We start from the raw sequence: 15,266 nt of genomic DNA on the forward strand, positions 1-15,266 counted from the left end.
TGCACCTACTTTTAATATTGTTTCATTTTTGAACGTATTCTTGGATCGATAAATGCATATAAAATATCAATGAATAAGTTCACTAATGAGATTGTAATGGCAATGTATACAACACCGCCCATAATAGCGGGAATATCAGGGATAAACTGCTTATCAACAATATAACTGCCTATTCCGCTTATATTAAAAACTTTTTCTGTAACAGCAGCTCCACCGAGCATACCGCCAAACATTAAACCAATTACAGTAATAATTGGAATCAATGCATTTCCAAAAGCATGACGCCATAGTATTCGGCGCTCATTAAGCCCCTTTGCTCTTGCAGTAATAATATAATCTTCATGAATGACTTCTAGCGTAGATGAACGAGTCATCCGAGCAATGGAAGCCATTAAACCGGTACCCAGAACAACCGCTGGCATGATGATCGAAAGTAAATTGCCTGGTGTAAAAGTAGCCGGCAACCACTGTAACTCAATCGAAAATGTTAAAATAAAGATTAAACCTTGCCAAAAGTTCGGAATCGATAATCCAATTAAAGCTACGAACATGAGCGTATAATCTAAAAACGTATTAGACCTTGTAGCGGATATGATCCCAATGGGAATAGCAATAACAACCGCTAAAATTAAGGCAATAAACGTTAAAAATAATGTAATTGGAATTTTTCTAGCGATGGCATCAACAACATTTTCATTTCCGGCAAAAGAAGCGCCTAAGTCAAATGTAAAAATACCTTGAATGGCTTGCCATAACTGAACCCAATACGGTTGATCTAACCCATAAATCTGGTTAAATGTTGCGATTTGTTCCTTCGTAGCCGTTACTCCTAAAATATTGGCAGCTGGATCAAACGGTGAAATATACAAAATCGTAAACACAAAAAAAGCGACCCCTATAATGACAAACAGGGTGGAAACAAGCCTTTCAAAGATATACTTTATATACGGATTCATATACAAGAAAATAAGGATATAGAACAATAATCCAGGTATGAACGTAAGGACAACAAATACTGGATGTTTTAATAATGTCCGCATGATACCTGAGAAAGTTAATTGATTTTCTCCTCGCTGCGCTAATTCCTCTTGCACTTTATCCTCTACTATCTGAAGAAATTCATCTTCTGCTCTCTTTTCAGCTACTTGTTTTATCTTCAACTCGTCTATCTTTTGCTGAAAGAAAGTTTGCTTTCGCCTTTGCTGTTCTAAATGCTTTGTAATTAATTTTTCTTTTAATCCGGCATCTGTACATGCTTGATGAAGTTCATGCCATAACCGCTGATAAGCATCATCTTTTCTCTTCATTAGGTAAATAATGAGGCTAATTACATAAACTGGTAAACCTATAATCAACATCCCCCATTTTAAAAATGGGTATTGGTTCATTTTCCCAAAGGTTTGACTGAGTGTCGAAAGCACATTTGGAACGCTAGATGAATGTCTTTGTGGCGCATTTTTCACTGTATTCATTCATCCGTTCACCCCCTCTAGTCCCGATAATTCCTAGTTGTATACTATATTTTAATTCTAGTATAATATGACTGTCAATATCGTTCGAGAGTAAACATCAAAGTTTGGTAGGTGGAGAATGTGGAACCGTTATTAAAAATAGAAAATTTACAAGTATCCTTTATGTCTCGAGAGAAGGAATTTGAAGCTGTGAAAGGTGTCAGCTTAACTGTCAATAAAGGAGAAACATTAGGCATTGTCGGTGAATCAGGCAGTGGCAAGAGTGTGACTGCCCGCTCGATTATGAGACTACTCCCGTCTCCTCCTTCCCTTTTAAAAGACGGCGAGATTATATTTTCCGGTAAAGATCTAGTCAATGCAAGTGATCAAGAAATGGAAGCGATCAGAGGGAAAGATATTAGCATGATTTTCCAAGATCCGATGACATCGTTGAATCCGACGATGCGTATTGGTCAACAATTAACTGAAACGATGCTTAAACATACAAAAGGATTACCTAAAACACAAGCAAAGGCTGAAGCAATTGAGCTTTTAAGATTAGTAGGGATTCCAAAGCCAGAAGTTCGTTTTGCTCAATACCCACATGAGTTTTCTGGCGGGATGCGGCAACGGGCAATGATTGCTATCGCTCTTGCTTGTCGTCCTAAGCTCCTGATCGCTGATGAACCAACAACAGCACTTGATGTAACTATACAAGCGCAAATACTGAACCTAATGAAGCATATGCAAGAAAAATTTGGCACTGCGATTATTTTAATCACCCATGACCTTGGCGTTGTTGCTGGCATGTGTGACCGTGTTGTCGTCATGAAAGACGGGGAAATTGTTGAAAAAGGCACCACCGAAGAAATTTTTGAGCAAGCCACTCACCCTTATACATTACGATTACTCAATGCTTTACCAAAGCTTCATGAGAAAAAGAAAGCAAAACCAGCTCCACGTATTAGCGAGCATATTAATGCAAATGAACCTCTTCTCGAAGTGAAATCATTGAAACAACACTTTGATTTAGGCAAAGGCCAAGTATTGAAGGCAGTTGATGATATTAGCTTCTTTATTCAGCCAGGCGAGACACTTGGTCTTGTCGGGGAGTCAGGTTCAGGTAAGTCCACAACCGGGCGTGCGATTTTAAGATTAAACGAACCGACCGCTGGTGAAGTGTTGTACCAGGGTATTCCTGTAAATCAACTAACCGCAAAGGAAATGAAGATGATGCGCAGGCATATGCAAATGATTTTTCAAGATCCTTATGCTTCGTTAAACCCGCGCTTTAAAGTAATTGATATTATCGGGCAAGCACTAGATATTCATAAGCTTGTAAAAAATAAGCAAGAACGTCGGAAACGCGTTGAAGAATTACTAGAAATGGTAGGTTTGGAGAAGGAGCATGCAATGCGTTATCCCCATGAATTTTCAGGGGGACAAAGACAGCGAATTGGGATTGCCCGCGCACTCGCCGTTGAACCAAAATTCATCGTCTGTGATGAACCACTCTCTGCACTAGACGTATCCATCCAAGCACAAGTCGTTAAATTACTTGAAGACTTACAGCAAAAGCTTGGATTAACCTATCTATTTATCGCCCACGACCTCTCAATGGTCAAACATATTAGTGACCGTGTAGCCGTCATGTTCGGTGGGAAAATTGTTGAACTCGCAGAAAGTGAAGAACTGTATGCTAATCCGCAACACCCATATACAAAATCACTCCTCGCTGCTATCCCAATCCCTGACCCAGCGATTGAACGGCAGAAAAAACGCGAGACTTTGTCCGCACAAGAAGATCGACGTGAGGCATATCAACTCGATCAAGCTGAACTGGTAGAAGTAACGCCGGGCCATTGGGTAGCGCAGGTGCGGGAGACAGTGGTTGCAAAATAATAGAAAGAAAAAGCATGAATCTCCAATGAGAGATTTGTGCTTTTTTGAAGACAACTACTTTTCACTTCAAGGAGAGTTTCAGATAGTGGAGTGGCATCACTAGGGCAATGGGAGAGAACAGAGTTAACCGTCCCATTTGCTGCAACTAGTGTCGAAATGCAATATGATTAGATGATTTTGGAAGTCCCATGCGATTTTAGGCAAATCGATGCTGACCTCTAAACGAATCTGTATAATACAAATGTATAAACCTCTAATCTTCTTATATTTTTTCCCCCTTCAAAATCATTGAACTTAAAGCAAACAGAGCTTCCATCAGAAATATGAGCAATGTAAAAAGAGAAATTAAAGCAAATAGATTCCCAATCAGAAATATGGGCAACGTAAAAAGAGAAAGCAAAGCAAACAGAGTGTCTATCTGAAATATGAGCAACGCAAAAGGGGGAACCCAAGCAAACAGAGTCCCCATCAGAAATATGAGCAACGCAAAAGGGGAAACCCAAGCAAACGGAGTCCCAGCCTGAAATATGAGCAACGTAAAAGGAGAAAACCAAGCAAATAGAGCCCCTATCAGAAATATGAGCAACGCAAAAGGAGAAAACCAAGCAAACAGAGCTTCCATCAGAAATATGAGCAACGCAAAAAGAGAAAGCAAAGCAAACAGAGTCCCCATCTGAAATATGAGCAACGCAAAAAGAGAAAGCAATGCAAACAGAGTGTCTATCTGAAATATGAGCAACGCAAAAGGAGAAAGCAAAGCAAACAGAGTCCCCATCAGAAATATGAGCAACGCAAAAGGAGAAAAACAAGCAAACAGAGCCCCTATCAGAAATATGAGCAACGCAAAAGGAGAAAAACAAGCAAACAGAGCTTCCATCAGAAATATGAGCAACGCAAAAAGAGAAAGCAAAGCAAACAGAGCACCCACCAGATATATGAGCAACGCAAAAGGGGGAACCCAAGCAAACAGAGTCCCCATCAGAAATATGTGCAACGCAAAAAGAGAAAGCAAAGCAAACAGAGTCCCGATCAGAAATATGTGCAACGTAAAAAGGGAAACCCAAGCAAATAGTGCCCCCACCAGATATATGAGCAACGCAAAAGGAGAAAACCAAGCAAATAGAGTCCCCCACCAGATATATGAGCAACGCAAAAGGGGAAACTCAAGCAAACAGAGTCCCCATCAGAAATATGTGCAACGTAAAAAGGGGAAACCCAAGCAAATAGTGCCCCCACCAGATATATGAGCTACGCAAAACGGGAAAACCAAACAAACAGAGTCCCCATCTTTTCCCTATTCATCTGCCATCAAACTATTTATACTAAAAGGACACGAGACTATAGGAGGTTCTTTATGGATTTATTAAAAACTTGGGAGTCGGCTCTTTTAAGTTCAAATTCTATCATCCGGACTTATGCGTCAGAGACATTAGAACATACTTTTCTTTCAACTCATGATACGCTTAATAAAGTATTAGATTCTCAATATGCTGATGCGCTTATTCCACATATCAAATATATGCATTAGATAAAAAAAGTATCGATCTCTTAATTAAAAGGATTGAATCTTCCCCATCCTCTAGATCTTTCCATTATCAATATTTACTTTTACAAGCATCACCAGAATTACTACTTGCGAATAAGAAGAAATTGAAGTCATATGTAGAACCATCACTATTAGAATGGTTGCAAGGTTTGAAAGCAGCTAATAACAAAAGTCTCTGGGAAGACTTTGGTATGGTTTTAGCCGAACCGGACAAGAAATTTAACCCAGAACTACATCCTTATGGAATATACATTGTAGATGAACTTCTCCTTAGGAACGAACTATTGACGAGCGAAATTGATATCGTTCTAGAAGAAAACCTTAAGAAACCTTTTTTTACTTACGATGCTATTTACTTTCTATATTTTGCTGGAAAAATTAAATACGAAGGCGCACTTCAAGCCCTTTTAAAGATAATTAGAAGAGGCTTGTCGCTCATTGATTCGAATAGGTAATGATACGGTTATTAAAGAGGTTGAAAAAATTGCTTTAAACGAGAACTACATTCATTGTATCGATATATTAGCAAAAATAAGAACAGATGCGTCTGAAAAAGCCTTACTCCGACTTTTTGAGCAAACAAAGAATATATCCATTCAAACAGTAATAGCTGATGCCCTGTGTCAACAACTATCTATTGCAGCCATTCATAAAGTAGAACATTTGTTAGAAGAAGGTTTTGATGCGAGCATCCTAGAATTAGATGAATCTCTTTATGCAAACTTGGTGCTCCAACAAATAGATAAGCCCTATATAAATGAAATGAAAAACAATGTTCTTCAACAACAGGCACACGCCAAACAACTGTTAGATGTGTACTTCCAACAGCCGGTGACAAAAAAAAAATCGGACGGAATGACCCGTTCCCATGCGGTAGTGTTGTATGGCATAATTGTTTAAAGGAGCTTCGTAAAAAAGCTCCCTTTGGTTTAATAGACCCAAAATATGAGAATAGAAGTAATCACACCAACCCAAACACTCAATAAAATACAATAGCCCATAATATGTCGAATATGCAGACCTACTACACTTAAAATAGGGAGTGCCCAAAATGGCTGTATAAGATTCGTCCAGCCATCTCCCCATCCAACAGCCATCGCCGTGATTGCATGATTCACTCCTAATTGTGCTCCAGCCGCTACTTGTAACGGACCTTGCAACGCCCATTGGCCCCCACCTGAAGGAGCAAGTAAATTAACAAACCCAGCAGTCCAGTAAGTAAATAACCCAAACGTTTCTGTCGATGCGACCGATGCCATCCAATTAACAATATTTTCTGCTAAACCAGAACTTCCTAAAACAGCATTAATTCCCGCATAAAAAGGAAACTGTAAGATAATCGGCGAAATCGATGTTGCGGCATCTTTAAATGCCTCAGCATATCGAAAGAGAGACTGGTGACATAATAAACCGAGAGATAAGAATGTAAGATTAATAATATTCAAGTCTAAATCTCTACCATTAAAAAAAGAAATAAAAACATATAATAAGCCTATAATTCCTGTGATTATCCCCCATATTCTGGCATGTTCTAACCGAGAGGCAAACGAATGTTTATTTGCTTCATCGCCATCTATCCGAGAAGAGATCCTTTTTTCTTTTTCCGCAAAAGGAATAATGTTTTTCTTTGGAGCCATTAAGACGAGAAAAATAGGCATAGTAATCAATAAAGCTAACAAGATGATAATGGTACCTGAATGAAAAATCGTTTCTGATGTGGGGATAACACCAATCATACTTTCAAGGAAATGCCCTTCTGTTGCCACCGATAATCCAATTGAACTTGATAACCCAGCAGTATATAAAACTGTTGGTGCATAAGCAGCCGCTACTAGTAAGGGAAAATGTGCTTTCTGATTTCTTTTCCCCACTTCTCGAGCAATAATCGCACCGACAATAACCGCCAATCCCCAATTAATATAATAAGCAAATGAAGTCACGAGAAATGTTAGCACATAAGCTTGATTTGCGCTTTTAGCTAGGGACGCCACTCTAATAAGAAAACGTTCAATAAAAGGGACTTTCGCTAGCGCCATACCTGTCATTAATAATAAAATCATTTGCATAGTGAAAGTCAGATAGGCCCAAAAGCCATCACCATAAGACTCCACAATCGTCAATGGATCACTTGGATTCATCACTAAAGCAATAACCATCATAAGCAACATCAGTATCACGGCAATGACAAAGGCATCCGGCAAAAATCTTTCAACAATTTTTGAAAATCTCTCTGCCAAACGATTCATTCCTAACTCCCCCTAATACGCTTGTCAGCACTAGGCTGTAGTACATGGTATGATTTTTCAGAGAATGTTATACCGCTTTATTTTTGTAGGCTTTAGCGTAGATTTGTTTTATAATAGTTAAAAATAGGAAAGGATGATTTTGTTTGACTATTATGAAACCCCTCTTTCTTCCCCAACAACTCCGTTTTCTCAACGCACTCCATGCTAGAAAAGAATTATCGTCAGGCCAGCTCCATCACCTACAATCAATGAAAAAAGGAGCAGATGGTGAAATACGTTGGACAACCCTCTTAAACGAACTGCCAGATGACATACCCATTCTCTATGATCTCAATTTAGAAATAAACCAAACCGTTTTTCAAATCGACGCCCTCTGTATCCTACAAAACAAAATGGTTATATTTGAAATCAAAAACTACAGAGGCAATTATTCAATAGTAGATAATCAATGGTTTAGCCCAACAAAAAAGGAAATGAAAGACCCCCTCCTCCAAATCAAACGTAACGAAACACTCATTCACCAATTTCTTAAAAAGCATCAGCTTCCAATCCCCTTTGACTATCACCTTATATTCGTCCATCCCGAATTTGTTTTATACGGTGCGACGCCAAATCAAAACGTTATTTTCCCTGGACAAATTCCAGCATTCCTAGACACCTTTAAAAATCAAACAATCTCGCCAACAGGTCTCCATACGAAAGTCATCGATACTTTACTAACCAACCATAAGAGCAAACTTACAATGCTCGTCAAACCAGAATATGACTACGAAGAATTGGCAAAGGGCGTCTTTTGTAACGGGTGTTGTGGGAGGATGATGCGGATAAGCAAAAAAAGTTTTAAATGCACTCATTGCTCTCAAATCATTGTATTAAAAAAAGTAGTCTTAGAAATGATCAAGCAATACAAACTCCTATTCCCGCAACGTAAAATCAAAAAAAGTACCATTTATGATTGGTGCGGCAAGGAAATAAGTGGAGATTCAATATTAAGAGTTTTGCAACAAAACTATACTGAAAAAGGGAAATCAAGAGGTGTTTACTACGAATAGATAAGACCAATTAATTCTACTAGCGACGACTTTTATTAGTCGTCGCTATCTATGCTCGTTAATTATTCGTTTGTTTCCTTTATAACTATTAGATTTGCTTTTGGTTACGAGTATTCGAGGCTTTAGCCTTAAAACTTTCTTCTCTTTTTGTGTTGCTCATATTTCTGGTGGGGGCTTTGTTGGCTGGGGTTTCCCTTTTTGTGTTGCTCATTTTTCTGATAGGGGCTCTATTTGCTTGGTTTTCTCCTTTTGCGTTGCTCATATTTCTGGTGGGGGCTTTGTTTGCTTTGCTTTCTATTTTTACGTTGCTCATTTTTCTGATGGGGACTCTGTTTGCTTTGCTTTCTCCGTTTGCGTTGCTCATTTTTCTGATGGGGACTCTGTTTGCTTTGCTTTCCCCTTTTGCATTGCTCATTTTTCTGGTGGGGGCTTTGTTTGCTTTGCTTTCTATTTTTAAGTTGCTCATTTTTCTGATGGGGACTCTGTTTGCTTTGCTTTCTCCTTTTGCGTTGCTCATATTTCTGGTGGGGGCTTTGTTTGCTTGGGTTTCTTCTTTTGCGTTGCTCATATATCTGGTGGGGGGTCTGTTTGCTTTGCTTTCTCCTTTTGCGTTGCTCATTTTTCTGATGGGGGCTCTATTTGCTTGGCTTTCTCCGTTTGCGTTGCTCATTTTTCTGGTGGGGGCTCTATTTGCTTGGCTTTCCCCTTTTTCGTTGCTCATATTTCTGATGAGGGCTCTATTTGCTTTGCTTTCTCTTTTTTCGTTGCTCATATTTCAGATAGACACTCTGTTTGCTTGGGTTCCCCCTCTTTCATTGCTCATATTTCTGATGGGGACTCTATTTGCTTGGGTTTCCCCTTTTGCGTTGCTCATTTTTCTGGTGGGGGCTTTGTTTGCTTTGCTTTCTATTTTTCCGTTGCTCATTTTTCTGATGGGGACTCTATTTGCTTTGCTTTCTCCTTTTGCGTTGCTCATTTTTCTGATGGGGGCTCTATTTGCTTGGGTTCCCCTTTTTTCGTTGCTCATATTTCTGATGGGGACTCTATTTGCTTTGCTTTCTCTTTTTTCGTTGCTCATATTTCAGCCAGACACTCTATCTGCTTTGATTCCTCCTTTTTCGTTGCTCATACTTCAACTAGACACTCTATCTGCTTCGGTTTCCCCTTTTTCGTTGCTCATACTTCAACTAGACACTCTATCTGCTTCGGTTTCCCCTTTTTCGTTGCTCATACTTCAACCAGACACTCTATCTGCTTTGATTCCTCTTTTATCGTTGCTCATACTTCAACCAGACACTCTATCTGCTTTCATTCCTCTTTTATCGTTGCTCATATTTCAGCCAGACACTCTATTTGCTTTGCTTTCTCTTTTTTCGTTGCTCATATTTCAGCCAGACACTCTATCTGCTTCGGTTTCCTCTTTTACGTTGCTCATATTTCAGCCAGACACTCTATTTGCTTCGGTTTCCCATTTCGCGCCGCTCTCAGCTCTAACTTCCCCCTCCTGTTTCCCGTACAGAATGTTTACTATACTAAACATCATCCCTAACACCACACAAATCCAAAAAAAGCCCACAACTCCACTGCGGGCTCTCATACTAATTATTAATAAAATACTTTTTCTTTCCCACCCGAACCGTTTATCCACGTAGAACCGACCCAGCCATCTAGGTTATAATCGCTTAGTGCTTGATCGACGAAGGATTTGAATTGAGCGGTGTGACCTGCGGCGTCTGCCATTTTCAAGTTGTCTAAGCGGATGCCATCTTGATTACCGGCGTAGTTAATTTCATAGAGTTCATTGCGGCCGCCGAATTCGGTGCCAATGGCATCCCAAACAAGCTTCAATAGTTTGACACGTTCTTCTGCTGTAATCCCGTCCGATCCTTTATAATATTTATCCAAATACGTGCGGATTTCAGGATTTTGGAAATCTTTCGCACTGGAAGGAAGCTGAATCAAACCGCCTGCCACTACTTGCTCGAAGATTTCCTTGATTTTTGGCCAAACAACCGGTGCAAAAGTACGATAAGCGGTGGCATAGGTGCTATTCGGCAACACATATCCCCCCGGCGCTTCTTCTGGATCAAGGGCCATAGCAGTAGAGATCGACCAGAACATATTACGCCAGGCGATGACTTCACCAATACTAGCTTGCACACCACGGAATTGGTGAGATCCGGCTGCTTCCGTTGCCTTCATTAGCAAGCCAACCATAAAGTCTAGCTTAACGGCAAAACGGGTACATCCTTGGAAAGTATAGCGATTGATCCAGCCCGTTTTCGGTCGGAAACCGTTCGTAATTTCTACATTTTTATAAGCCAATACATCTTCCCACGGAATAAAAACATTATCCAACACGATGACGGCATCATTCTCATCAAACCGGCTAGATAGTGGATAATCAAATGGGCTGCCTAATGTTGTAGCGATTTCTTCATAAGATTGACGACTAATGACTTTCAAACCCGGTGCATTCATCGGTACAAAGAAAATCAAGGCGTGGCTCTGATCACCATCCATCACTGGCGCATAGTTAGCGACAAAATTATAATGGGTTAGCGCCGCGGATGTACCGACCATTTTGGCACCGCTTACAATAATGCCATTCTCCTTCTCTTCAACCGCACGTACAAAAACATCCTTATTCTTTTCTAACGGTTGGCCGCGGTCTAATTGTGGATTAACGATGGTGTGATTACAAAAAGGAACATCTTTTTGTGCTTTTTTGTACCATCTTCTGGCATTGTCTTCAAACCCTTTATAAAAGTCAGCATAAGGTCCAAGTGATCCGGTAAATGCTGCCTTATAGTCTGGTGTTCTGCCCATGAATCCATAGCTCATTCGTGACCACTCGGCCATGGCATCTCTTGCCTCGAGCAATTCTTGCGCATTTTTTGATCCTTTGAAGAACTTATGGGTACGGAAGCCAAATTCAGACTCAGTTGTTAGGACGGGTGCCGTACTCGGATCATGTAACGCATCATACATTCGCGCGATTGACCTTGCTGCATTGCGATAAGCTGGATGGGTGGTCACATCCTTGACTGTTTCTCCATTTAAATAAACCACACGGCCATCACGTAGACTCTCTAAATATTCTTTACCAGTTAGCATAGTGAAACCCTCCATTTATTTATTTGTTTATTAATAAAAGGATAACAAGGGTTTCTACAACAATACTTGCTTATAAATTTAAGCGTTTTCACATCTTTTTGTCTAAAAAATTTCTAGATCACCATTAACGATTAAGATTTGTAGTGTTAAGTATAGTTGGTAACCATATGAAGGGTCCCGTACGTCCTTCCCTAATAAGGTTTCTATCTTCTTCACACGATAACGTAAACCACTCATCGATAAAGATAAATCTTCCATCGTTTTTTCTAAATTACATGCGTTCGAAAGAAAATAGTACAGTGTTTTCAATAAAGATAATTGGTCATTCTTATACGTCAACAACGGTTCCAACGTGTCTTTAGCTTTTTTCAAAATGGTTCCATTCCCACTTGTTTGAATAAGCATTCCGACAACGCCCACTTCTTCAAACGAAACAAATGGATGGGAACTAGTGGCAAGACTGAGTGACGTTAACGACTCTTCATAGTGAGTTGCTGCTTTACCGATATTTTCAGCGCGCGCACTCATGCCTATTTTTATCAGGATGGAAGGAAAAGCTCTTTTCACCGCTCTCAGCAACCTGAGCGACTGCTCTTTCATTGATTCCGTTTGCGAAGGCTGCATTAAAAAAATAATTTGTCCATTTCGTTGACCAATTAATGTACCATCGTCTTTCTGAAAATATTTGAACATAAATGCTAGCAACTGCTCATGGAAAAACAGTTCGTTGTCCTCTGAGGATGTCTTCTGCACATAACGCATAGCTAATATGTAATAAGGGCGATCTAAATAAATGTTTAGATACCTCCCTTTTTGTAAAACATCACTTACTGCCTGATATTGTCCATTCAATATTTGTTCTAAAAAATGCCCCTTCATCCGTTCCATCGCTTCGAAAGACGTTTTCTCATTTAACATAAATAACGAACAAGCCGTCGCCACTCGTTCTAGTATCATTTCGTCTACAACTGCCGGTTGCTTTTCTCCCTTTTGGTAAATAAAAGAACAGTAGCCGAACGTCTTTTTCTCCAGTCGTATCGGTGTAATCATACGTTTATATTCCTCATACTCAAAAAGCTCCGTATGCTGAACGCCTTGCCTTTCTATTGGCAATCCTTCTACCATGCCAACGACAGCAAGAGGCTTGTGGTCAGCATCTTCTATCAAAATGGAGATACCGGTTTTTTCATAAAGTACGAGGGCAATAGAAGTCAGGTCACTTCCTTTCGTTAGTTCATCCATTAATAGCTTATGTAAGGTGAGGGTCGTCTGGAGATTATTCCTTTCTTCTAGAAGGTTTTCGTAGGTTTGTTCTAATTCATCAACGATTGTATGATTTTCGTAGTAATGTAGTTCCTCACGAATAGTGTCATCCCAATCGTGTAACGATTTCCCGATATAATGGCAAGTTTGTGCCCCATTTGCTTTGCATGATTGTTCTTTAAAAATAACGGTATGACCGCAAATACTAGAATAATAGCCGCTTGCATAACCAATAAGCGTATAACAAATGGGCTGTTCAGCTGGGCCTGATTGCGTAAGATGTTCTTCTGCTTCATACGAACTTAACCAATCACCTGCTACATGAACGGATTTTACCGTACCATCTGCTTGCTGATCTATATGTAAATAAGAGGTTTTTACCTTCGTATACCCTTTCATCATATGCAAAATCGGACCTTGGCTCAAAATTTCCCGAATGGACGAAAACGGTTGTTCCAGTACTCTTTTCGCATCGTTTATCCCAAGGTTCCAACCATACCTTATGAGAAATCCTTTCATTCGATCTAAACCAATATTTTTAATCAAATCTTTACGTAAAGTACCGAATACTGAGGATGAAGTAATAATGACGCGCTCGGTGTCCAAATAGATGGACCCATTATGATTGTTTACTATCATTGTCGGATTCTGCTGACTCATAACATACACCCTTCCTTATTGAAGTTATCCATTCATTCTCGTCTCAACCTGTATTTCCCTTCTTTTTCCACAAAAGAAAATAGAGTACCAATCAGTACCCTAAGTTGCAGCCTGTTCAAAGGCTATATCATCTGCATATGAAAGAAAATGAATAGTTACTTCTTCGTAAGTCAATGCTAGCTGTGGTTTTTTTACGAAAAATTTCAATGTTGATGTTGAAGGGTTAGAGACTTCCAATAGGCCGGATAATTCATCACTATCCATCACGAGAGCGGCGTGGTACAAGCCCGTTTTTGGTAAAAAATAAGTGGGATCGATCTGAATACACAGTACGAATTCGCTTGCATCCGGTCGGTAATGGTAACATAGTTTGCCGCGAACAGAATAATAAGCTGCCAAGTAATTCGGGATTGTCTGTACATCTCCACTTTGAAGAAGATGGCGAATGGCTGTTGAGCTTATTTTATGATGATGATGCTCATATTTTTCCACAGTCGTTACCGAAAAGCGTCCGTCGCTATCTTGTTCCAGTTGCTTCATATTGCCTTTTCCTTTAAATCCATAGGTAAAATCAAAACCGGCCACCACATGTGCACATGCAAGACCAACGATATACCGCTCAACAAATTGTGTATGAGTAATGCGTGAAAATTGAAGATTAAATTGAACAATATAAAGTTTTTCTACACCTAATCGCTTGAAAATTTCTATTTTCATGGGGAGCGGTGTTATATACTTATCAATTGTTTGAGCGTGTGGGATGCATTGACTAGGATGAGGGAAGAACGTCATGACAGAAAACGTCAGATTTTTTTCTGTAGCCATTCTCTTAGCTGTTTCTAACAAACGCCTATGTCCTTTATGTACGCCATCAAAAAATCCTAAGGCAAGAACACATGATGTTACGTTGTGAAGGTTCATCGTTTTTTCATTTAAGTGATAGATTTCCATGCTTATACCTCCTAACGAGTGAACGCGCTCCGGCCAAAGAGCAGTAGGCGAGTCCTCTTATAAAGACTCGCTACTTGTATTACACAATAAATATCGGTTTCGCCTGCTTTAGTTTCCCTGCTACGGTTTCAAGCGGTTTGCCAGTGTGTACATCTAGAACGGTTGATGCTTCATTAAACCAGCAGTCCGGTGCTTCAGCGCCCCAAAATGTTTGGCGACGTTTGTCGTTGAGTTCCCAGCGGATTGGTTTGAAGTCAGGATCACTCGTTAAATAATCGCCATTATATAGTTCGATACGATGGCCATCTGGGTCTCTTAAATAGAGGAAGAAGGCATTGGATAAACCGTGTCTTGCTGGACCGCGTTCAATATTTTCTGCATAACCGAGTGCTGCTAGCACATCACAACCATGGATTAGACTCATCGGATCACTTAACCAGTAAGCAATATGATGTACTCTTGGGCCATTCCCATTCATAAATGCCACATCATGCACAGACGGTTTCCGGTGAATCCAGGCTGCCCAGATTTTATCATCTTCAGTTGCCGTGTATTCTGAACAGGAGAAACCGAGATCTTTAGTATAAAAATCATAAGCGGCTTCCACATCAGAGACCATATTATTGAAATGGTCAATCCGTTGGGCTTTTGCGCCTTGATATAAGTCGTAGCGCTGTAATAGGCGTTCCACTGTATCCATTTTCGCAAAGAATTCTAAGGGAATTCCGCTGACATCCTGTACGCGTAAGGCTCTGCCTATTGCATGTTGGCTACCTTCTTCTAGCCATTTCGTTTTCATTCCGCGTTTTTCAAATAAAGCAGCTAATGCATCGAGATCTGCTTCTGAGCGCACTTTATAGCTTGTTACTTCGACATGTGGTGCGTCTGCTTTCTTCAACACTAAACTATGATGAACATGTTCCTCTAAACCCCTTAAATAAATCGTATTTTCATCAGATTCGGTTTCAACTAAACCAAGCCCTTTTATATAAAAATCACGAGACCGCTCTAAATCAGTCACATGTAAAACCGCTCTTGCCGTGCGAATAATATCAAAATCTACACTCATCACGCGCTC

General features: G+C 39.9%; 13 protein-coding genes. 6 read left to right on the forward strand and 7 right to left on the reverse strand.

The features are described from left to right. Nucleotides 1–11 precede the first annotated feature (11 nt). Nucleotides 12–1,472 carry an ABC transporter permease gene (locus MHH73_RS20180; RefSeq protein ID WP_341068987.1) on the reverse strand — a complete coding sequence of 487 codons (1,461 nt, stop codon included), beginning with the start codon at nucleotides 1,470–1,472 and terminating at the stop codon, nucleotides 12–14. Nucleotides 1,473–1,592: 120 nt separating this feature from the next. Between MHH73_RS20180 and MHH73_RS20185 the strand changes: the two genes are divergently transcribed. Then, on the forward strand, nucleotides 1,593–3,353 hold the full coding sequence (locus MHH73_RS20185; protein ID WP_191813377.1) for an ABC transporter ATP-binding protein: 1,761 nt from the start codon (nucleotides 1,593–1,595) through the stop codon (nucleotides 3,351–3,353). A 262-nt stretch (nucleotides 3,354–3,615) separates the two neighbouring features. On the opposite strand, the gene MHH73_RS20190 is transcribed toward MHH73_RS20185, so the two are convergent. Further along, entirely contained in the window at nucleotides 3,616–4,524 is a 909-nt protein-coding gene (locus MHH73_RS20190) for a hypothetical protein (protein WP_341068989.1), read from the reverse strand. 183 nt (nucleotides 4,525–4,707) lie between these two features. Between MHH73_RS20190 and MHH73_RS20195 the strand changes: the two genes are divergently transcribed. From MHH73_RS20195 to MHH73_RS20205, 3 genes are all read left to right on the forward strand, one after another. Continuing rightward, the gene (locus tag MHH73_RS20195; protein ID WP_341068991.1) at nucleotides 4,708–4,881 is read left to right on the forward strand and encodes a hypothetical protein; all 174 of its coding nucleotides are present in this window, start codon (nucleotides 4,708–4,710) and stop codon (nucleotides 4,879–4,881) included. A 122-nt stretch (nucleotides 4,882–5,003) separates the two neighbouring features. After that, the gene (locus MHH73_RS20200; protein ID WP_341068994.1) at nucleotides 5,004–5,354 is read left to right on the forward strand and encodes a hypothetical protein; all 351 of its coding nucleotides are present in this window, start codon (nucleotides 5,004–5,006) and stop codon (nucleotides 5,352–5,354) included. After that, nucleotides 5,338–5,799 (forward strand): hypothetical protein, encoded by a 462-nt coding sequence (locus MHH73_RS20205; RefSeq protein WP_341068996.1) that lies wholly within the window; start codon nucleotides 5,338–5,340, stop codon nucleotides 5,797–5,799. The genes MHH73_RS20200 and MHH73_RS20205 overlap by 17 nt, the downstream gene beginning before the upstream one ends. Before the next feature lie 29 nt (nucleotides 5,800–5,828). On the opposite strand, the gene MHH73_RS20210 is transcribed toward MHH73_RS20205, so the two are convergent. Continuing rightward, nucleotides 5,829–7,145: a short-chain fatty acid transporter gene (locus MHH73_RS20210; protein ID WP_445662534.1), complete on the reverse strand. Its 1,317-nt coding sequence runs from the start codon at nucleotides 7,143–7,145 to the stop codon at nucleotides 5,829–5,831. Nucleotides 7,146–7,297: 152 nt separating this feature from the next. Here MHH73_RS20210 and MHH73_RS20215 point away from each other — a divergent pair, with 152 nt between their 5' ends. Then, a complete protein-coding gene (locus MHH73_RS20215; RefSeq protein WP_225230549.1) occupies nucleotides 7,298–8,197 on the forward strand; it encodes a nuclease-related domain-containing protein in 900 nt (299 codons plus the stop codon). 179 nt (nucleotides 8,198–8,376) lie between these two features. After that, complete coding sequence (locus tag MHH73_RS20220) at nucleotides 8,377–9,849, forward strand: MFS transporter (protein ID WP_341068998.1); 1,473 nt, start codon at nucleotides 8,377–8,379, stop codon at nucleotides 9,847–9,849. On the opposite strand, the gene MHH73_RS20225 is transcribed toward MHH73_RS20220, so the two are convergent. The 4 genes from MHH73_RS20225 to hpaD form a co-directional block, all read right to left on the reverse strand. Then, nucleotides 9,803–11,314, reverse strand: coding sequence for a 4-hydroxyphenylacetate 3-hydroxylase family protein (locus MHH73_RS20225; protein WP_191813393.1), 1,512 nt, complete (start codon nucleotides 11,312–11,314; stop codon nucleotides 9,803–9,805). The genes MHH73_RS20220 and MHH73_RS20225 overlap by 47 nt on opposite strands. Nucleotides 11,315–11,416: 102 nt before the next feature. Next, nucleotides 11,417–13,237 (reverse strand): XylR N-terminal domain-containing protein, encoded by a 1,821-nt coding sequence (locus MHH73_RS20230; protein WP_191813396.1) that lies wholly within the window; start codon nucleotides 13,235–13,237, stop codon nucleotides 11,417–11,419. Nucleotides 13,238–13,336: 99 nt separating this feature from the next. Further along, nucleotides 13,337–14,188: an FAD synthetase family protein gene (locus tag MHH73_RS20235; RefSeq protein WP_191813398.1), complete on the reverse strand. Its 852-nt coding sequence runs from the start codon at nucleotides 14,186–14,188 to the stop codon at nucleotides 13,337–13,339. Between the two features lie 79 nt (nucleotides 14,189–14,267). Then, on the reverse strand, nucleotides 14,268–15,257 hold the full coding sequence (gene hpaD, locus MHH73_RS20240) for a 3,4-dihydroxyphenylacetate 2,3-dioxygenase (RefSeq protein ID WP_191813400.1): 990 nt from the start codon (nucleotides 15,255–15,257) through the stop codon (nucleotides 14,268–14,270). Nucleotides 15,258–15,266: the final 9 nt, after the last annotated feature.

The sequence above is a fragment of the Cytobacillus sp. FSL K6-0265 genome, assembly GCF_038003465.1.
Lineage (GTDB): Bacteria > Bacillota > Bacilli > Bacillales > Cytobacillaceae > Cytobacillus > Cytobacillus stercorigallinarum.

Excerpts from the sequence above, each read along its gene's own strand:
- MHH73_RS20210 (WP_445662534.1), bottom strand. The coding sequence starts at position 7,145 with ATGAATCGTTTGGCAGAGAGATTTTCAAAAATTGTTGAAAGATTTTTG.
- MHH73_RS20195 (WP_341068991.1), top strand. The coding sequence starts at position 4,708 with ATGGATTTATTAAAAACTTGGGAGTCGGCTCTTTTAAGTTCAAATTCT.
- MHH73_RS20225 (WP_191813393.1), bottom strand. The coding sequence starts at position 11,314 with ATGCTAACTGGTAAAGAATATTTAGAGAGTCTACGTGATGGCCGTGTG.
- MHH73_RS20230 (WP_191813396.1), bottom strand. The coding sequence starts at position 13,237 with ATGAGTCAGCAGAATCCGACAATGATAGTAAACAATCATAATGGGTCC.
- MHH73_RS20235 (WP_191813398.1), bottom strand. The coding sequence starts at position 14,188 with ATGGAAATCTATCACTTAAATGAAAAAACGATGAACCTTCACAACGTA.
- MHH73_RS20180 (WP_341068987.1), bottom strand. The coding sequence starts at position 1,472 with ATGAATACAGTGAAAAATGCGCCACAAAGACATTCATCTAGCGTTCCA.
- hpaD (WP_191813400.1), bottom strand. The coding sequence starts at position 15,257 with ATGAGTGTAGATTTTGATATTATTCGCACGGCAAGAGCGGTTTTACAT.
- MHH73_RS20215 (WP_225230549.1), top strand. The coding sequence starts at position 7,298 with ATGAAACCCCTCTTTCTTCCCCAACAACTCCGTTTTCTCAACGCACTC.